This window comes from Cupriavidus sp. YAF13 (assembly GCF_052113425.1).
GTDB lineage: Bacteria > Pseudomonadota > Gammaproteobacteria > Burkholderiales > Burkholderiaceae > Cupriavidus.
In genome coordinates this window covers 24,915-42,065 of sequence record NZ_JBFRDD010000002.1, presented here as the reverse complement: position 1 = coordinate 42,065, position 17,151 = coordinate 24,915, and the positions used below count along the sequence as shown (strand labels likewise).

At 66.8% G+C, this 17,151-nt stretch carries 18 protein-coding genes; 8 read left to right on the top strand and 10 right to left on the bottom strand.

Annotated elements, in window-relative coordinates:
* Window position 1 precedes the first annotated feature (1 nt).
* From aroC to AB4061_RS02185, 4 genes are all read right to left on the bottom strand, one after another.
* Window positions 2–1,120: a chorismate synthase gene (gene aroC / locus AB4061_RS02200; RefSeq protein WP_441630524.1), complete on the bottom strand. Its 1,119-nt coding sequence runs from the start codon at window positions 1,118–1,120 to the stop codon at window positions 2–4.
* A gap of 87 nt (window positions 1,121–1,207) precedes the next feature.
* On the bottom strand, window positions 1,208–1,927 hold the full coding sequence (locus tag AB4061_RS02195) for a glutathione S-transferase C-terminal domain-containing protein (RefSeq protein WP_441630522.1): 720 nt from the start codon (window positions 1,925–1,927) through the stop codon (window positions 1,208–1,210).
* 22 nt (window positions 1,928–1,949) lie between these two features.
* Complete coding sequence (locus tag AB4061_RS02190) at window positions 1,950–3,848, bottom strand: MFS transporter (protein ID WP_441630520.1); 1,899 nt, start codon at window positions 3,846–3,848, stop codon at window positions 1,950–1,952.
* A gap of 163 nt (window positions 3,849–4,011) precedes the next feature.
* Entirely contained in the window at window positions 4,012–4,458 is a 447-nt protein-coding gene (locus AB4061_RS02185; RefSeq protein WP_006163173.1) for a CBS domain-containing protein, read from the bottom strand.
* Between the two features lie 202 nt (window positions 4,459–4,660).
* Here AB4061_RS02185 and AB4061_RS02180 point away from each other — a divergent pair, with 202 nt between their 5' ends.
* The 3 genes from AB4061_RS02180 (at window position 4,661) to AB4061_RS02170 (ending at window position 7,445) form a co-directional block, all read left to right on the top strand.
* A complete protein-coding gene (locus AB4061_RS02180) occupies window positions 4,661–5,971 on the top strand; it encodes an O-acetylhomoserine aminocarboxypropyltransferase (protein WP_441630517.1) in 1,311 nt (436 codons plus the stop codon).
* Window positions 5,971–6,795 carry an alpha/beta fold hydrolase gene (locus AB4061_RS02175; RefSeq protein ID WP_441630515.1) on the top strand — a complete coding sequence of 275 codons (825 nt, stop codon included), beginning with the start codon at window positions 5,971–5,973 and terminating at the stop codon, window positions 6,793–6,795. The genes AB4061_RS02180 and AB4061_RS02175 overlap by 1 nt, the downstream gene beginning before the upstream one ends.
* Before the next feature lie 332 nt (window positions 6,796–7,127).
* The gene (locus AB4061_RS02170; protein ID WP_441630513.1) at window positions 7,128–7,445 is read left to right on the top strand and encodes an Mpo1-like protein; all 318 of its coding nucleotides are present in this window, start codon (window positions 7,128–7,130) and stop codon (window positions 7,443–7,445) included.
* A gap of 13 nt (window positions 7,446–7,458) precedes the next feature.
* Here AB4061_RS02170 and AB4061_RS02165 read toward each other — a convergent pair whose 3' ends face one another.
* Entirely contained in the window at window positions 7,459–8,823 is a 1,365-nt protein-coding gene (locus AB4061_RS02165; protein ID WP_441630511.1) for a YihY family inner membrane protein, read from the bottom strand.
* A gap of 157 nt (window positions 8,824–8,980) precedes the next feature.
* Between AB4061_RS02165 and wrbA the strand changes: the two genes are divergently transcribed.
* The 3 genes from wrbA (at window position 8,981) to AB4061_RS02150 (ending at window position 11,540) form a co-directional block, all read left to right on the top strand.
* Window positions 8,981–9,586 carry an NAD(P)H:quinone oxidoreductase gene (wrbA, locus tag AB4061_RS02160; RefSeq protein WP_441630509.1) on the top strand — a complete coding sequence of 202 codons (606 nt, stop codon included), beginning with the start codon at window positions 8,981–8,983 and terminating at the stop codon, window positions 9,584–9,586.
* Window positions 9,583–10,032 carry a DUF2069 domain-containing protein gene (locus tag AB4061_RS02155; RefSeq protein ID WP_441630508.1) on the top strand — a complete coding sequence of 150 codons (450 nt, stop codon included), beginning with the start codon at window positions 9,583–9,585 and terminating at the stop codon, window positions 10,030–10,032. The genes wrbA and AB4061_RS02155 overlap by 4 nt, the downstream gene beginning before the upstream one ends.
* Before the next feature lie 86 nt (window positions 10,033–10,118).
* Window positions 10,119–11,540 carry an FAD-binding oxidoreductase gene (locus AB4061_RS02150; RefSeq protein ID WP_441630506.1) on the top strand — a complete coding sequence of 474 codons (1,422 nt, stop codon included), beginning with the start codon at window positions 10,119–10,121 and terminating at the stop codon, window positions 11,538–11,540.
* Window positions 11,541–11,560: 20 nt separating this feature from the next.
* Here the strand turns inward: AB4061_RS02150 and AB4061_RS02145 are convergent, their stop codons facing one another.
* The 5 genes from AB4061_RS02145 to AB4061_RS02125 form a co-directional block, all read right to left on the bottom strand.
* Window positions 11,561–12,376, bottom strand: a complete 816-nt coding sequence (locus AB4061_RS02145) for a DUF2145 domain-containing protein (protein WP_441630504.1) — start codon at window positions 12,374–12,376, stop codon at window positions 11,561–11,563.
* A gap of 11 nt (window positions 12,377–12,387) precedes the next feature.
* Window positions 12,388–12,891, bottom strand: a complete 504-nt coding sequence (locus AB4061_RS02140; RefSeq protein ID WP_441630502.1) for a hypothetical protein — start codon at window positions 12,889–12,891, stop codon at window positions 12,388–12,390.
* A 151-nt stretch (window positions 12,892–13,042) separates the two neighbouring features.
* The gene (locus tag AB4061_RS02135; protein ID WP_441630501.1) at window positions 13,043–13,585 is read right to left on the bottom strand and encodes a gamma carbonic anhydrase family protein; all 543 of its coding nucleotides are present in this window, start codon (window positions 13,583–13,585) and stop codon (window positions 13,043–13,045) included.
* Window positions 13,586–13,733: 148 nt separating this feature from the next.
* The gene (locus tag AB4061_RS02130) at window positions 13,734–14,411 is read right to left on the bottom strand and encodes a DsbA family protein (RefSeq protein ID WP_441630499.1); all 678 of its coding nucleotides are present in this window, start codon (window positions 14,409–14,411) and stop codon (window positions 13,734–13,736) included.
* Between the two features lie 61 nt (window positions 14,412–14,472).
* Window positions 14,473–15,123: a DsbA family oxidoreductase gene (locus AB4061_RS02125; protein ID WP_441630497.1), complete on the bottom strand. Its 651-nt coding sequence runs from the start codon at window positions 15,121–15,123 to the stop codon at window positions 14,473–14,475.
* A gap of 227 nt (window positions 15,124–15,350) precedes the next feature.
* Here AB4061_RS02125 and AB4061_RS02120 point away from each other — a divergent pair, with 227 nt between their 5' ends.
* Entirely contained in the window at window positions 15,351–16,508 is a 1,158-nt protein-coding gene (locus AB4061_RS02120; RefSeq protein ID WP_441630495.1) for an FAD binding domain-containing protein, read from the top strand.
* 153 nt (window positions 16,509–16,661) lie between these two features.
* Window positions 16,662–17,150: a VOC family protein gene (locus AB4061_RS02115; RefSeq protein WP_441630493.1), complete on the top strand. Its 489-nt coding sequence runs from the start codon at window positions 16,662–16,664 to the stop codon at window positions 17,148–17,150.
* Window position 17,151: the final 1 nt, after the last annotated feature.

Here is a 17,151-nt window from a genome sequence, read left to right as displayed (position 1 = left end):
CTCAGCGCGACTGGCCGGACTGCGGCGACTGGGCAGGAATGCGCGGGGTGTCGACCTTGACGTCGCCGCACTGGGCGCGGTGGCGCAGCGCATGGTCCATCAGCACCAGCGCCAGCATGGCTTCGGCAATGGGGGTGGCGCGGATGCCCACGCAGGGATCATGGCGGCCGAAGGTTTCCACCGTGGCTGGCTGGCCTGCCTTATCGATGGATTCGCGCGGGGTGCGGATGCTGGAGGTGGGCTTGATTGCCAGCGAGACGGTGACGTCCTGGCCGGTCGAGATACCGCCAAGCACGCCGCCGGCGTTATTGCCGCGGAAGCCTTCGGCGCTGAGCGAGTCGCCATGCACGCTGCCGCGCTGGCTCACGCTCTCGAACCCCGCGCCGATCTCCACGCCCTTGACGGCGTTGATGCCCATCATGGCATGCGCGATATCCGCATCGAGCTTGTCGAACAGCGGCTCGCCCAGGCCCACCGGCACATGGCTCGCCACCACCTCGATGCGCGCGCCGACGGAGTCGCCGTCGCGGCGCAGCGCGTCCATATAAGTCTCCAGCTCCGGCACGATCTCCGCATTGGGGGCGAAGAAGGGATTTTCCGGCACTTCCGCCCAGTCCACGAACGGCACGCGGACTTCGCCCAGTTGCGACATATAGCCCCGGATCTCGGTGCCGTACTGCTCGCGCAGCCACTTCTTGGCCACGGCCGCCGCCGCCACCACCGGTGCCGTCAGGCGGGCCGACGAGCGGCCGCCGCCGCGATAGTCGCGGATGCCGTACTTCTGCCAGTAGGTATAGTCGGCGTGGCCCGGGCGGAAGGTCTCGACGATATTGCCGTAGTCCTTGCTGCGCTGGTCGGTGTTGCGGATCAGCAGGCAGATCGGCGTGCCGGTGGTCTTGCCCTCGAACACGCCGGAGAGGATCTCGACCTGGTCGGGCTCCTGGCGCTGCGTGACGTGGCGCGAGGTGCCGGGCTTGCGGCGATCCAGGTCCAGCTGGATGTCGGCCTCAGTCAGGGACATGCCCGGCGGGCAGCCATCCACCACCGCGCCGATGGCCGGCCCGTGCGATTCGCCAAAAGTGGTGACAGTGAAGAGCAGGCCGAGAGTATTGCCGGACATGATGGGAGACCGCGCAGGGCGTGAGAATTGGGGAACGGGCTACATTGTAAGGCTTTTGCCGCCCTTCCGGCCCTCCCCGGCTCGCGCTCAGGGCGCGGGCGCCGCCTGCAGGTCCGGATAGAAGCGCTCTCGCATCCGCGCCACGTAGGCCACCAGGCTGGGGTGGGATTCGGCGGCGGTGCGGATCGGCGTGTCGAACAGCGGGCACAGCGCGCCGGCCATGAAGGCAAAGACCGTGGCGTCGGCGCCGCAAGGCTCGTCGCCCATCAGGTAGGGCTGGCTGCCCAGCACGTCGGCCACGGCCGCCACATCGCGGCCGGCGATCGCGGCCAGATCGGCCGGGCTATGGCGCCCGAGCCCCTGCGTCCACAGGATGCGGCGGATCTTCGAGCGCACAAAACGCATCGCCAGCCCGCGCACCGGCCACGGCACGGCGCGGAAAAACGTCGCCGGGCCCCGGGCAAAATTGGCGTCGTGGTTCCAGCGCGCGTCGGCCACCGCCCAGTAGAAGTTATCTTCCAGCATCTTCTCGACCGCCCAGGCCGTGCCGCGCTGGGACTGCGTCAACCCTTCATCGAAGTCGATGTGGTAGGTCTTCTCCAGATGCCAGCGGATCAGCGTGGAGTCCGCCACCACGCGGCCCTCGTCGTCGAGATAGGGCAGCTTGCCCTTGGGCGCGCGCCGCAGGCCGCCCTGCGCGGCGCGGTACGGCAGCCCCGCGAGCTTGAGCAGCATGTCGGCCTTGGTGACGAAAGGGCTGGCGTCTGGCAGGCCGAACGCCGGCCCGAAGGTGTAAAGCGTGATCATGGTTGCCGCCTCCCGCTTGTCGTTAGCGCCACTCGCCGCGCAAGCCCTGCACGACTTCCTGCAGGCCCTCCGGCGTGGCCAGTTCCGGCGCGATCGGGTCGCCCACGACCAGCTCCAGCCGGTTCAGGATGCCGCGCCGGAATGGCCGGGACATGGCATTGCCGCCCTTGCGGGAGAAAAAGCTGCCCCACAGCCCGCGCAGCGCCATCGGCACGACCGGCACGGGGGTGCGCCGGATGATCTGCTGCACACCCTGCTTGAAAGGATTGAGCTCGCCGGTGGCCGTGATCTTGCCCTCCGGGAAGATGCAGACCAGGTCGCCGCCGGCCAGCGCCCGCGCGACTTCGTCGTAGGCGCGCTCCAGCATGACCGGATCCTCGTGCGCCGGCGCGATCGGGATCGCCTTGGCCTGGCGGAAGAACCACGACATCAGCGGCACCTTGAAGATGCGGTGATCCATCAGGAAGCGCACCGGCCGCGGGCTGGCGGCCATCAGCACCACCGCATCGGCAAAGCTGACGTGGTTGCACACCAGCACCGCCGCGCCCTCGGCCGGAATGTGCTCGGCATTGACGCGCTTCAGGCGATACACCGTGTGCACCAGGATCCAGGCAATAAAGCGCAGCAGGAACTCCGGCACCAGCGAATAGATGTAGATGGCGACCACGGCGTTGAGCAGCCCCACCACCAGGAACAGCTGCGGAATGCTGAAGCCAGCCTGGGTCAGCACCACCGCCAGCAGCGAGGAGCCGATCATGAAGAAGCTGTTGAGGATGTTGTTGGCGGCGATGATGCGGGCCCGGTGCGTCGGCGCGCAGCGGCTCTGGATCAGCGCGTACAGCGGCACGCTGTAGAAGCCGCCGAACATCGCCAGCAGGAACAGGTCGATCAGCACGCGCCAGTGGCGCGGGTCGGCGGCAAAGCCGGCCAGCCCGGACAGTTCGCTGTGCCGCTCGCCGTTGCTGGCGAAGAACAGGTCGACCGCGAATACCGTCATGCCGATCGAGCCGAACGGCACCAGGCCGATCTCGACATGCCGCCCGGACAGCCGCTCGCACAGCAGCGAGCCGGTGCCGATGCCCAGCGAGAACACCGCCAGCAGCAGCGTCACCACGTTCTGGTCGCCGCCCAGCACGTCCTTGGAAAAGCTGAAAAACGAGGTGAGGAAGGTCGCGCCCAAAAACCAGAGCCAGGAAATCCCCAGCAGGCTCAGGAACACCGTGCGGTCGGTGCGCGCCAGCTTGAGGTTGCGCCAGGTCTCGGTAAACGGGTTCCAGTTGATGCGCAGGTCGGGTTGCGGCGCCGGCGAGTCCGGCACGCGCGCGGACACCATGCGGCCGGCCAGCGCCAGCGCTACGCAAGCTGCGCCGACATAGAACGGCCCCACGATCTTCTCGCCATGGGTCAGCCCGGCCAGTTCGCCGCCAAGCAGGGTGCCAAGCAGGATGGCCACGAAGGTGCCCATCTCCACCAGGCCGTTGCCGCCCACCAGTTCGGTCTCGTCAAGGTGCTGCGGCAGGTATGCGAACTTGACCGGCCCAAACAGCGTCGAGTGCAGCCCCATCAGGAAGGTGCCCGTGTAGAGCAAAGGCGCGCTGTGCATGGCAAATCCCGCCAGCCCCAGCAGCATGATGGCGATTTCCAGCGTCTTCACCAGCCGGATCAGCCGGGACTTCTCGATCTTGTCGGCGATCTGGCCGCTGGTGGCCGAGAACAGCACGAACGGCGCGATAAAGATGGCCGAGATTAGGAATGCCGCGCTCTTGGCGTCAACGCCGTCGAACAGCGCCGTATGGTAGGTGACCAGCGAGGTGAAGGCGACCTTGAACAGGTTGTCGTTCATGGCGCCCAGGAACTGGGTCCAGAAGAACGGCGCGAAGCGGCGCGTGCGGAGCAGACGGAATTGGTTTTGTTGGCTCATGTAGCGCTCATGTAGCGGTCGGCTCAAAAAGATGCCGCGTCGTTGCGCGGCATTTACCACTTGTACGGACTACGGGCCGCGCCCCGGGAGGGAGTACAGCCCGCAGCGCCTCGATCGACACAACCCGGCCGCCGCTACGTGGCGCCTCTCGCGCCATGGCGGCTCAATCGGTCTTTTCTTCCGGCCAGTCGCGGATGTAGGCCTTGAGCATGCGATTCTCGAAGCTCTGCTCTTCCACCACGGCCTTGGCCACGTCGTAAAACGAAATCACGCCCATCAGCGTCCGGTTGTCCAGCACCGGCAGGTAACGGGTGTGGCGCTCCAGCATCATGCGGCGGACTTCATTGACGTCCGTCTCCATGGTGCAGGTCAGCGGCGCGTCGTCCATGACCTTGCGCAGGCTGGTGGTGCCGACGTTGCCGCCGTTGGCGGAGAGCGTCTTGATGATCTCGCGGAAGGTCAGCATGCCGACCAGGTCGCCGTATTCCATCACCACCAGCGAGCCGATATCGTGCTCTGCCATGATGTTGACCGCCAGCAGCAGTGACGTTTCCGGCTTCACCGTATAGAGCGTGTTGCCCTTGATCTGCAGGATGTCGCTGACTTTCATGATGGTCTCCGCTTCTCTGAATCTGCTGTTTTGCTGTTTATTACCTGCCGCTGCCGGCACGGCCTGATGCGCCGATCCTAGCCGAAACCAGCCGCACAAGTAAAGCACGGGCCGCCGCCGGGGCCGCCAAGGCTATTTGCCGTGCCCCCGGCGGCAGCGGATGCTACGATGCGATCCGGAGACAACTCTAGCCCTGGAAGCCATGTCCGGTACCCGTTTCGACACCCTGGCGCTGCATGCTGGCGCCGCCCCCGACCCCGCCACGGGGGCGCGGGCCACGCCCATCCACCTGACGACATCCTTCGTGTTTAAAGACAGCGAGCACGCCGCCTCGCTGTTCAATATGGAACGCGCGGGCCACGTCTACTCCCGCATCTCCAATCCGACGGTCGCCGTCTTCGAGGAGCGCATCGCCGCCCTGGAGAACGGCGCCGGCGCGATCGGCGTGGCTTCGGGCCAGGCCGCGCTGCATCTGGCGGTGGCGACGCTGATGGGCGCGGGCTCGCACATCGTGGCGTCCAGCGCCCTGTATGGCGGCTCGCACAACCTGCTGCACTACACGCTGCGCCGCTTCGGCATCGAGACCACCTTCGTGCAGGCGCGCGACATCGACGCCTGGCGCGCGGCCATCCGGCCCGAGACCAAGCTGCTGTTCGGCGAGACCCTGGGCAACCCCGGGCTGGACGTGCTCGACATCCCGACCCTGGCGCAGCTCGGCCAGGACAACGGTATCCCGCTGCTGGTCGACTCCACCTTCACCACGCCCTACCTGCTCAAGCCCTTCGAGCTGGGCGCCGGCCTGCTCTATCACTCGGCCACCAAATTCCTGGGCGGCCATGGCACCACCATCGGCGGCGTGCTGGCGGAAGGCGGCACCTTCGACTTCGAAGCCTCCGGGCGCTTCCCGGAGTTGTCGGAGCCCTATGCTGGCTTTCACAACATGGTCTTCACCGAGGAGAGCACGGTGGCGCCGTTCCTGCTGCGCGCGCGCCGCGAAGGCCTGCGCGACTTCGGCGCCTGCCTGAGCCCGATGGCCGCCTGGCAACTGCTCCAGGGCATCGAGACGCTGCCGCTGCGCATGGCCCGCCATGTGGACAACGCGCGCCGCGTGGTGCAGTTCCTGGTGTCGCACCCGATGGTCGAGTCCGTCGCCTATCCGGAGCTGGAATCCCACCCTGACTACGAACTCGCCAAGCGCCTGCTGCCGCGCGGCGCGGGCGCCGTGTTCAGCTTCAACCTCAAGGGCAACCGTGGCGCAGGCCAGCGCTTCATCGAAAGCCTGGCGCTGTTCTCACACCTGGCCAATGTGGGCGACGCCCGCTCGCTGGTCATCCACCCGGCCTCCACCACCCATTTCCGCATGGACGCCGCGGCGCTGCAGGCGGCTGGCATCAGCGAAGGCACCATCCGCCTGTCGGTCGGACTGGAAGACCCGGACGACCTCATCGACGACCTCAAGCGCGGCCTCAAGGCCGCCGAAAAAGCCATGAGCGCCAAGGGAGGGCAAGCCTGATGGAACTGACGATCGCAGGCCGCAAGGCCTACGCCTACACCGGCGGCAAACCCTTCGACCCGGCCCTGCCCTGTGCCGTGTTCGTGCACGGCGCGCAGAACGACCACAGCGTCTGGGCCCTGCAGACGCGCTGGTTCGCCAACCACGGTTTCAGCGTGCTGGCCGTGGACCTGCCTGGCCACAACCGCAGCGAGGGCGAGCCCCTCAAGACGGTCGAGGCGATGGCCGACTGGGTGATCGAACTGGTCCGCGCAGCCGGCGTCAGCGCCCCCGCGCTGGTCTTCGGGCACAGCATGGGCTCGCTGATCGCGCTGGAAACGGCCGCCCGCCATCCTGACGCGGTGCGCGGCATCGCCCTGCTTGCCACGGCCTACCCGATGAAAGTCGCCGACGCCCTGCTCAACGCCTCGCTCAACCGCGTGGACCAGGCCATCGCCATGGTCAACGCGTGGTCGCACTCCAGCCTCGCCAACAAGCCGTCCTCGCCGGGTCCGGGCTCGTGGATGCAAGGCGGCAGCCAGCGCCTGATGGAACGCGTAGCACAACGCAACCCCGAAGGCCACGTTTTCCACAACGACTTTTCCGCCTGCAACGCCTACGCCAATGGCGACGCCGCCGTGGCCGCTGTGCGCTGCCCCGCCCTGTTCATCAGCGGCAGCAAGGACATGATGACCTCGCCCAAGGCCGCTCAGGCGCTCGCGGCAAGGATGGCCTCGGCCAGCACGGTCACGGTGCCTTGCGGGCACGCGCTGATGGGGGAAAGGCCGGATGAGGTACTGGACGCGCTGGCAGCGTTCGCGCGCAAGGTGGTAGCGGCGGGTTGAAGGCTGCGGCGTGGCGAGCGCCCGCCGTCTCCGCCGGCCCCTCTCACACAAGTGGGTAAGGGGGCAAACCAGCGGACAAGGTGAACGACTAGGTGTAGCCGTGATTCCCGCCCGTCAGGCGGAAATCACCCAAGCGCGATGCGAAGCGAGCCGTCAAGGTGTGCCAAGGCCGTATGGGGCGCCTTTTTTGCCTACTTTTTTGGCAAGACAAAAAAGTAGGTCGCCGCCCCGCAGGGGTGGTGAAACTGCAGTTGCCTTTGACGTTAAGCAGTTGCAGTTGCAGTTACCCCCCACCTAAACTAAAAGTCCCCGAACACCCCCCAGGCCCCGCCATGCCCCAGGCCCACCCCCGTGAGTTCGAGAATTTCGCCGCCTTCTACCCCTTCTACCTGAACGAGCACCGCAACCGCACCTGCCGCCGCCTGCATTTCGCCGGCTCCACCGTGGCGTTGCTGTGCCTGCTTGCACTCCTGCTCAGCGGCAACTGGTGGTGGCTGGCAGCGGCCGCAGTGTCCGGCTATGCCTTCGCCTGGGTCGGCCATTTCGTCTTCGAGAAAAACCGGCCCGCCACCTTCCGGCATCCGCTCTACAGCCTGATGGGCGACTGGGTGATGTACGGCGATATCTGGCGCGGCAGGATTCCCTTCTAGGCCTGCGCGGCCATCAGACCTGGCCGTGCCAGCCGGGCGGCACCACCTCCAGGGTGCGCCGCGCGGGATCGGCGGGGCGTTCCTGGGCGTCCGTCCCGGTCTGCGCTTGCGCCTGTTGATCCTGCTGCTGGCGCCGGAACACCGCCTCCAGCGGCTGGTCCAGGCGCGGATTGTCCAGCACTTGCTTGAGCGCATCGGCGCCCTGGAGTTGCTGCGCCAGCGCCGTGCGCGGCAGGCGCGGCAGGTTCAGCACCAGCCGGTCGTGCAGCGTGCGCAGCGTCACCTGGCCCGGATCGCACAACAGCGCCCAGTGCGCCTGGCCGCGATCCTGCGCCAGCCTGCCGACCAGATGCATGCCCTTGAGCTTGCCGAGCAGGCCAGCCAGGTAGTCGGCCTCCACCCGCAGCTTGCGCCCCAGATCGAGCTCGCCGACGCTGCGCGGCACTTCGTCCCGCGCCCGATAGAGCAGGTAGAGCACGCCCAGCGCATCGAAGAACTCGCTGCCGGCAAAGGTGCGGCGGCGCCAGTAGCCCTGCCGGATCACCGGCAGGTTGGCGGCGATGGTGGCGCCCAGCAGCGTCACCAGCCAGCTCAGGTAGATCCACAGCAGGAAGATCGGCAGCGCGGCAAAGGTGCCGTAGACCGCGGTGTAGGTCGGGATATGGGTGACGAAGTAGCCGAAGCCGCGCTTGGCCAGCTCGAAGGCCAGCGCTGCCACCAGCCCGGCGGCAATCGCGTCGCGCCACTCCACGTTGGCGTTGGGCACGGCCGTGTAGAGGAAGGCAAAGGCGACCGCCGACAGCAGCACTGGCGTCAGGCCGACCACCAGCCCCAGCCCGAACGGCATGGTGCCGACATAGCCGGCCGAGACCGAGATCAGGTAGGAGCTGATCGACAGGCTGGCGCCGATCAGCACGGGGCCCAGCGTCAGCACGGCCCAGAACACCAGCACGCGCTGCGCCAGCGGGCGGCGTTGCTTGACGCGCCAGATCGCGTTGAGCGCGTCCTCCACCGTCAGCATGGTGAGCACCGAAGTCACCATCAGGCCACCCAGGCCCACCGCCGTGAGGCCCTTGGCATTCTTGGCGAACTGGCCAAGGTAGCTGGTGATGGAATTACTGACGTTGCCAGGAATCAGGTTCTGGAACAGGAAGGATTCGGTCGCGCTGCGAAACTCGCGGAATACCGGGAAGGCCGCCAGCAAGGCGAAGGCCACGGTCAGCACCGGCACCACCGCCAGCACCGTGGTGAAAGTCAGGCTGGCCGCAACCTGCGGCAAGCGGCCTTCGCCGGCGCGACGCAGCGCGTAGCGCGTGAGCGCGCGTAGTTTTTGCAGATTCCATTCCCTGCGCAGGCGAACGATGCGGGCGGCAAACATGCGGGGGAAACTCCTTACCGGATTCCGTGGCGAGGCCGCAACTATAATACGCGCATTGCCCTCGCGCGCAGCGCAAGGCACAAACCCGGCCTGCCTCCCGGGACCGCTCCATCCTGGCGCCTCCCCGGTTACACCGTTTGGCGCCGTAGCTCCGTCCATGACCGAACTCCTAGTCCTCTACTACAGCCGCCACGGCAGCACCCGCAAGCTGGCCGAACACATCGCCACCGGCATCGACAGCGTGCCCGGCGCCCAGGCGCGCCTGCGCACGGTGCCGCCGGTCTCGACGGTGAGCGAAGCCACTGCTCCGGATATCCCCCCGCAAGGCCCGCCGTATGCCGAACTGCGCGACCTCGAGGAGTGCGCGGGCCTGGCCCTGGGCAGCCCCACGCGCTTCGGCAACATGGCCGCGCCGATGAAGTACTTCCTCGATGGCACGGTGGCCCAGTGGCTGTCTGGCGCCCTCACCGGCAAGCCCGCCTGCGTGTTCACCGCCACCGGCAGCCTGCACGGGGGCCAGGAAACCACCTTGCTGTCCATGATGCTGCCCCTGCTGCATCACGGCATGCTGGTCATGGGCCTGCCCTATTCGGAAAGCGCGCTGATGACCACCACCGGCGGCGGCACGCCCTACGGCCCAAGCCACCACGCGCGCGTGGACAACAGCGCGCCGGTGTCCGAAGAGGAAGCCACGCTCGCGCGCGCCATGGGCAAACGGCTGGCCGAGACCGCGCTGCGCCTGGCCGGCGGGAGCCGCGCATGAGCGCCGCCCCGAAAGTCCCGGACGCGTCGCACACCACGGCCCCGTCCACCGCCAACACCAGCGACGGCGCGCTGCACAACGCCACCCTGTGGCGCCTGAGCGCCGGCAGCCTGATCGCGCTGATCGTGCTGTGCATCGCCTGGGAATGGTTCCTGGCGCCGCTGCGTCCGGGCGGCTCCTGGCTGATCCTCAAGTTCCTGCCTCTGCTGCTGCCGCTGCGCGGCGTGCTGACCCGCAACCGCTACACGATGCAGTGGTCGTCGATGCTGATCCTGCTGTTCTTCACCGAAGGCATCGTGCGCGCCACCAGCGACCGCGCGCCATCTTCCTCGCTGGCGTGGACCGAGGTGGCCCTGACGCTGCTGTTCTTCTTCGGCACCATCCTCTACCTGCGCCCTTACAAGCGCCGTGCCAAGGCCCTGCAGCCGGCCAAGCCCGGCAAATGACCACGCCGGCGAGCTCGCCATCAGCCCGCACCGATCCATCTCAGCGCGGCCGCCCTGACGGCGGCCGCCCTCCCGGACCCACCGCCATGAACGCCTCGCACCTCGAATCCTTCCTTGCCCTGTGCCGCGCCGCGCTCGGCGAGCAGCACGTGCTGACCGACGCCGCCGACAAGGCCCCCTACCTGACCGACTGGCGCAAGCGCTACACGGGCGAGGCAGTGGCGGTGCTGCGGCCGGGCACGGCGGAGGAAGTCGCCGCCGCCATGCACGCCTGCCACGCGCACAAGCTGGCCGTGGTGCCGCAAGGCGGCAATACGGGGCTATGTGGCGGCGCCACGCCGCAGGCGGACCAGGCTTCGGTGGTGATCTCGCTGCAACGCCTGAACCGCGTGCGGCAGGTGGACCCGCTCAACAACACCATCACCGTGGAAGCCGGCGTGATCCTGCAGCAGTTGCAGGACACCGCGCGCGAGCACGGGCGGCTGTTCCCGCTGAGCCTGGCCGCGGAGGGCAGCTGCACCATCGGCGGCAACCTTTCCACCAACGCGGGCGGCACGGCCGTGCTGCGCTATGGCAATACGCGCGAGCTTTGCCTGGGGCTGGAGGTGGTAACGCCTGCCGGCGAGATCTGGGACGGCCTGCGCGGCCTGCGCAAGGACAACACGGGCTATGACCTGCGCGACCTGTTCATCGGGGCGGAAGGCACGCTTGGCATCATCACCGCCGCCGTGATGAAGCTCTACCCGCTGCCACGCGCCCGCGTCACCGCGCTGGCAGCCGTGGCCAACCCGCGCGCTGCGCTGGCCCTGCTGGCCATCGCCCAGCAGCGCGCGGGCGCCATGCTGACCGGCTTCGAGCTGATGTCCGAGCGATGCCTGTCGCTGGTCACCACGCACTATCCGCAATTGCGCTATCCGTTCGACCGCCCGCACCCCCAGGTCGTGCTGCTGGAACTGTCCGACAATGAAAGCGAAGACCATGCGCGCGCCATCTTCGAAGCGCTGATGGAAACAGCCTTCGAAGCCGGCGTGGTGCAAGACGCGGTGGTCGCCGAATCCGTGCAGCAGTCACGCGACTTCTGGAACCTGCGCGAACATATCCCGCTCGCCCAGGTCGACGAAGGCAAGAACATCAAGCACGACATCGCCGTGCCGATCTCGCGCATCGCCGACTTCATCGACACCACCGACGCCCTGATCCAGCAAGCCTTCCCCGGCGCGCGCATGGTCACCTTCGGCCATCTCGGCGACGGCAACCTGCACTACAACGTGTCGCCGCCCGTGGGCGAAAGCCATGATGCCTTCCTCGGCAACTCGGAAGCCATCAACCTGATCGTGCATGACAGCGTGCACGCCCACCGCGGCTCGATCTCCGCCGAGCATGGGCTGGGACAACTCAAGCGCGAGGAGAACCGCCGCTACAAGAGCGGCGTGGAGCTGGCGATGATGCGGGCGATCAAGCAGGCGCTCGATCCCCAGGGGTTGATGAATCCGGGCAAGGTGATCTGAGCGCAAGCGGCGCCGGCGGCTTAGCGCGCCGCCGGAATTTCCACGACCTGCCAGCCCTCCTTGCGGTCCGCCAGGAATCGCATCACGGAATCGACGGTGACGGTCCTGATGCGGTCGGAGAAGCGCAGTTCAGCGGGATGATCGTCAAAGGCCACGTTGGCCTTGAACACGCGGCCACCCAGGCGCTTGAACGTACCGATCTTCATCTCGGACGGCTGGTAGCCGGCCAGCTTGAGCCAGGCTTGCGCCTGCTCGCGATTGACAATCTTGGCGTCCCTGGCTTCCACGGCTGCCAGCGTTTCCAGCACCCAGGTGTTGGAGTTCTGGTACTGCGTGGAGAATGGGTACGATACCAGGCTGTAGTTGATATCGTGAACCGAGCGCAGGGCTGCGCCATCCTGCAGGCGCGGCAGCAGGCGATCGGCGATCTGCTTGGGAGGGACGATCAGGACGGCATCGTACGAAAACATGTCGTCCAGGAAGAAATTGCCGACGCCCTCGTACCACAGATCCGACTGCGCGGTGCCACAGCTATTGAGCAAATGGGCAATGCGCCAGCGCCCGTCCGCCGGGTTGCGGTAGATGATGCCGACGTGACTGTATTTCAGGCCGTAGCTGGACAGGTCCTGCCCCACCCGGCCCACCAGCGCCACGTTGTCCTGGCGCCGCTCCATCTCCGCCGTCACCTTCTGCGCCGTGGCCATGGCCTGGCGCAGCGTCTGCGTGCTGAGCGGCGTGTCTTCGCAACTCTGCCCTGCCGACGCCAGCAGCGGAACCAGCAGCAAGGCGAGCAAGGCGCCGGCGCGGCCGGTGCGGCCCATCCAGTTCGAGATCATGGTGTGCCCCTTCACGGCTTCGCGGCCGAGGGAACACGCTCGCGATAAAGCAACGCCTCACCGACCGAATTGGGAATGAAGGCGAGCACCTTGCCTGACACCACCAGCACGGTGCCGGTCGAATCGGCCACGGCGTTCACGGTGGCGCCGACCGAGACGCCCAGCTTCTCGAACCCGCTCTTGGCGACCTTGACCGAAGCCTTGCCCGCGGTGCTGACCGAGTCGAGGATCACCTCGACGGTATCCTTCCCGCCCTGCGCAATGCCGGAAACGACAAAGGCGCTGCCCATGCCTGCCAGCAAGGAACCCTGCACCGGGCCCGCGCCACCGGTGCTGCCGGCCACGCTGACGACAGGCGCGGCCAGGATCGACAGCGTGCCGACGGAAACCTGCTCCGACCCGCCCATATTCGCCATGGACTGCGCACTGGCCGGCGCTACACAGAGCGACGCGCAAACGATGACCAGCAATGCGGAGATCGCTCGCACCGAAACCTTGCCTTGATAGAAGTTCATTGTTCTTTTTCTCGAAAATGTGATCTTCTATTGTAAAGGCAAAGCCCTCACAAGCATCAATGCCTGCGCGGCGCTGGACGACAGACTGGGGTTCGCGGCGATCCTGGGCAAGAGCGGCCGGGATATCCCCGCGAACCAGGCAGGCAACCCGTCAAGCGCCCTTCAGCTCCGCCACGTGCTGGTCTTTCAGCTTGACGTAGTTGGCCGCCGTATAGCGGAAGAAACCAAGCTCCTTTTCCGTCAGCGCCCTAGCCTCTTTCGCCGGGCTGCCGACATAGAGATGCCCGCTCTTGAGCACCTTGCCCGGAGGCACCAGGCTGCCGGCGCCGAGGATCACTTCATCCTCGATCACCGCGCCGTCCATCACGATGGTGCCCATGCCGATCAGGATGCGGCTGCCTACCGTGCAGCCATGCAGCAGCGCCTTGTGGCCGATCGTCACGTCGTCGCCGATGGTGAGCGCGAAGCCGTCGGGATTGAAGGGGCCGGCATGGGTGATATGCAGCACGCTGCCGTCCTGCACGCTGGTGCGCGCGCCGATGCGGATGCGGTGCATGTCGCCACGGATGGTCACCAGCGGCCAGATGGAACTGTCCGCGCCGATCTCTACGTCGCCGATCACGACGGCACTGGGGTCGACGAACGCGCGGTCGCCGAGTTGGGGGGCCTTGCCCTGGAAGCTGCGAATGGTCACGATAAAAGCCTGGATACGGAAAGTCGCCAATCAAGCGCGCGCTGCGGCGCCCGGATGGCGCCGGGTCAGCGTGGAGCGCGCCGGTTCGAGCATTCTAATCCGCTGACTGCCTGCACCGCAGCGCCGCGCGATTCGCGTGGGCAAGGTATCAACCCAACCGCCTGAATGACGCCGGAGCACGCACTGATTGCGCCAAAGCCTCCTCCATTGCCTTCTTGAACAACTCCGGCTTCCCGAGGTACCGCCCCAGGCGCAGCCTCGAAATCTTGCCGTCCTGCTCGATGGCCAGCGCCGGGTAACCACGGCCGCCGATCTCATCGAGTAGCGCCCGGGTCTGCTCGAAATGGTCCGGCAGCGTCGCGCCCGCCTCGTCGTAGGCGTTTGCGAACGATGCAGCATCGAGCCCCAGTTCGTCGACAATCTGGATCAGTTCCTTGCGCTCGGCGATCGGGCGTCCCTCGCGGTAATACGCAGTCTGAAGGCGCTCGAGCATCTTTAGCCCTGCGCCGGCGACGGATTCAGCGGCCAGCATCGCCGCGGTGGGCGGGCCGGAATCCAGCCTGACATCGTAGTCGTACTGCGTGCCCTGCTGGTACGTCTCGCTGAAAGGCTGCCCGCTGAGCGCGGTGATGCGTTCCTCGTGAGGGCGAACGAAATCGCGCCATTCGGCGGACATGTTCTGCGCCCGTTCTCCCGCCAGCATGCCGCCGCTGTGCGGCACCACCCTCAGGCCAGCTTCGTCGGCCGCCGACACAAGCGGCGCAAGACCATAGCACCATCCGCAAAACGGGTCGTAGACGTAATGAAGCGTCGCTTGCTTGTTCATTTCTGTGTTCTCCAGATTCTCTGCGGCAGCCGCGCGGTGCACGCTGCCGCTGCGCTCACTATTAAATGGCATTGCCCATTTCCGCCTGCAATGCCTTTTCCATGATGGAAGGGGGCTGCGCCCCAGCGATGACGGTGTTGCCGATCCGCATCGAGGGCACGGAGCGGACCCCCTCGCGCAGCGCCTTCGCCTGCGCCGCCACGACCTCCGCTTCGCCGTCGGTGCCAGACAAGTGGTGCCGCACGGCTTGCGCATCGAATCCAGCCGATACGGCTAGCGGCACGAGTACATCGATCAGGCCGATGTGCTCCCCGCGGGAAAAGTACGCAGCGAATATGGCCTCAAACAGTGCCTCCACCATGGCTGCGTCGCCGGTCTGTTGGGCGAAAGCCATCAGCCGGTGCGCAAGCCGGGTATTGGGCGTGACCGTGATCAGGTCATAGTTGAAATCAAGCCCGGCGCGCCGCCCCATCATCGCCACCTCTGCGTCCATGGCCTGCGAACGGGCCCAGCTGCCGAACTTCGCAGTACGGTAGGCCTTGCGGTCGGCGCCTTCCACCGGCATGTCCGGGTTGAGTTCGTAGGGCACATAAGACATCGCGGGGGCGACCTCGGCCGGCACGCGCTCAATGGCGGCCTTCAGGTTGCGATGGCCGATCCAGCACCACGGGCAAATAAAGTCATAGGTGATCTGGGTGTCAACGGGTTTCATGACGGCTCCTTGCGTGAGTGATGCAGCCAGCGTAGACGGCGGGCCGCATCAGCGGAATGGCATGCCAGCGCAAACCTGCGTTGCCGGCGGCGCAACGCCAGGTTCGCGGGGCGAGTGCGCCCACCCCGTTGCCGCCCACGCAAAACTGCTTTGCCCCCGCCATGCATTCTCTGCGGGCCCGGACGCTTCTACGATGCAATGCATCCACTCGCACTCTGGAGCCACACATGGACACCAATGACGCATCCTCCGTCGGCCCGCGCAAGGCCCTGGTCATAGGCGGCTCGCTGGGCGGCCTGTTCGCGGCCACCGCGCTGCGCGCCGTGGGCTGGCAGGTCGACGTGTTCGAGCGTTCGGCATCGGACCTCGACAGCCGTGGCGGCGGCATTGTGTTGCAGCCGGAGGTACTGCGGGCGTTCTCGTTCGCCGGCATCGCCGCGCACGGAGCGCTAGGTGTGCGCTCGCACGACCGGCTGTTCCTGGATCAAGGCGGCGACGTGCTCCACCGCCAGCGCATGCCGCAGACACAGACCTCATGGAACACGCTGTATGCCACCCTGCTCGATCATTTTCCGGCAGCGCACTATCACCGCGGCGCGGCGCTCACTGCGATCGCGCAGAACGAACACGGCGTGCGCGCCACCTTCGCCGATGGACGCCAGGCGTGCGGCGAATTGCTGGTCGGTGCCGACGGCGCTGGCTCCACGGTGCGCAGTATCGTGCTGCCCGGCGTCGCCCCCAGCTATGCCGGCTATGTCGTCTGGCGTGGCCTGGTCGACGAAGGCCGCCTGCCTGAGGCGGCCAGGCCGCTGCTGCACGAGAACTTCGTGTTCCAGCAAGACCGCGACTCGATGATGCTGCAGTACATGGTGCCCGGCGCCGACGGCGCCACGGCGCCCGGACGACGCCGCTTCAACTGGCTGTGGTACCTGAAGGCCGAGCCCGGCGCGGCGCTCGATGCCGTGCTCACCGATCGCCACGGAAAACGCCGCAGCCATTCGATCCCACCGGGCTTGCTGTCGGCCGAGCAGGAGAAAGGGTTTCGCCAGACCGCCGCCGCGCGCGCCAACCCCGCGTTCCGCGCGCTGATCGATCACACCGATCAGATCTTCGTCCAGGCCATCCAGGACCTGCAGGTGCCTCGCATGGTGTTCGGCCGCGTACTGCTGACCGGCGATGCCGCCTTCATGCCCCGCCCCCATACCGCCGGCAGCACCGCCAAGGCCGCGGCCAATGCCGTGGCGCTGGCCAAAGCGCTCGACGACACGGCCGACCCGGACCAGGCGCTGCAACGCTGGCAGCAGGGCGAACTCGCGCAAGGCAAGCAGATGACCCAGTGGGGCATCGACATGGGTAACCGCATCATGGGAATCGCACTGCATTAAGGCACGGAGCCGTGCCGCGAAGAAGTGGCGCAGCCGGCATGCACTCCGCCAATCAGGGTAAGTACTCCCCTTTTCCGCTCTTGGCTGTTCCGTTCAGCCGCCCTACAATTTATCAAACGATCACTAATCGATCGATCAATAGCAAAGGCAACCATGACCATCCGCAAGCTCGCGCACTTCTCGATCCGCACCACGGACCTCGAGCAATCCTGCGCCTTCTACGAACGCATTCTCGGCTTCAGGCAAGGCTATCGCCCGCCCTTCGATTTCCCCGGCGCCTGGCTGTACATGGGCGGGGACGAGGGTGACTTTGGCACGGTGCACATCATCGGTGCCGACCCCGGCAACCCCGGCGGGCTGTCCGGCTACCTCGGCGACCGCGCACCCTTGGCGGCGGGCACCGGCGCCCTCGACCACATCGCGTTCCTGGCCACCGGCGTGGCGCAGATGTGGGCAAAGCTGGAAGCCGAAGGCATTCCGTGGCGCGACCGCACCGTCCCCAGCCTGGGCCTGCATCAGGTGTTCATCGAGGACCCATCCGGCGTCACCATCGAACTGAACTACCCCGCCGCCGAGGTGGCGGGCCTTGAAATCCCGGGCAACGGCGCGCGCGCACCCCACCCCGAAGTGGCAGGAGACTGAC

Coding starts and splice junctions, on each gene's coding strand:
- aroC (WP_441630524.1), bottom strand. CDS start 1,120: ATGTCCGGCAATACTCTCGGCCTGCTCTTCACTGTCACCACTTTTGGC.
- AB4061_RS02195 (WP_441630522.1), bottom strand. CDS start 1,927: ATGATCACGCTTTACACCTTCGGGCCGGCGTTCGGCCTGCCAGACGCC.
- AB4061_RS02190 (WP_441630520.1), bottom strand. CDS start 3,848: ATGAGCCAACAAAACCAATTCCGTCTGCTCCGCACGCGCCGCTTCGCG.
- AB4061_RS02185 (WP_006163173.1), bottom strand. CDS start 4,458: ATGAAAGTCAGCGACATCCTGCAGATCAAGGGCAACACGCTCTATACG.
- AB4061_RS02180 (WP_441630517.1), top strand. CDS start 4,661: ATGTCCGGTACCCGTTTCGACACCCTGGCGCTGCATGCTGGCGCCGCC.
- AB4061_RS02175 (WP_441630515.1), top strand. CDS start 5,971: ATGGAACTGACGATCGCAGGCCGCAAGGCCTACGCCTACACCGGCGGC.
- AB4061_RS02170 (WP_441630513.1), top strand. CDS start 7,128: ATGCCCCAGGCCCACCCCCGTGAGTTCGAGAATTTCGCCGCCTTCTAC.
- AB4061_RS02165 (WP_441630511.1), bottom strand. CDS start 8,823: ATGTTTGCCGCCCGCATCGTTCGCCTGCGCAGGGAATGGAATCTGCAA.
- wrbA (WP_441630509.1), top strand. CDS start 8,981: ATGACCGAACTCCTAGTCCTCTACTACAGCCGCCACGGCAGCACCCGC.
- AB4061_RS02155 (WP_441630508.1), top strand. CDS start 9,583: ATGAGCGCCGCCCCGAAAGTCCCGGACGCGTCGCACACCACGGCCCCG.
- AB4061_RS02150 (WP_441630506.1), top strand. CDS start 10,119: ATGAACGCCTCGCACCTCGAATCCTTCCTTGCCCTGTGCCGCGCCGCG.
- AB4061_RS02145 (WP_441630504.1), bottom strand. CDS start 12,376: ATGATCTCGAACTGGATGGGCCGCACCGGCCGCGCCGGCGCCTTGCTC.
- AB4061_RS02140 (WP_441630502.1), bottom strand. CDS start 12,891: ATGAACTTCTATCAAGGCAAGGTTTCGGTGCGAGCGATCTCCGCATTG.
- AB4061_RS02130 (WP_441630499.1), bottom strand. CDS start 14,411: ATGAACAAGCAAGCGACGCTTCATTACGTCTACGACCCGTTTTGCGGA.
- AB4061_RS02125 (WP_441630497.1), bottom strand. CDS start 15,123: ATGAAACCCGTTGACACCCAGATCACCTATGACTTTATTTGCCCGTGG.
- AB4061_RS02120 (WP_441630495.1), top strand. CDS start 15,351: ATGGACACCAATGACGCATCCTCCGTCGGCCCGCGCAAGGCCCTGGTC.
- AB4061_RS02115 (WP_441630493.1), top strand. CDS start 16,662: ATGACCATCCGCAAGCTCGCGCACTTCTCGATCCGCACCACGGACCTC.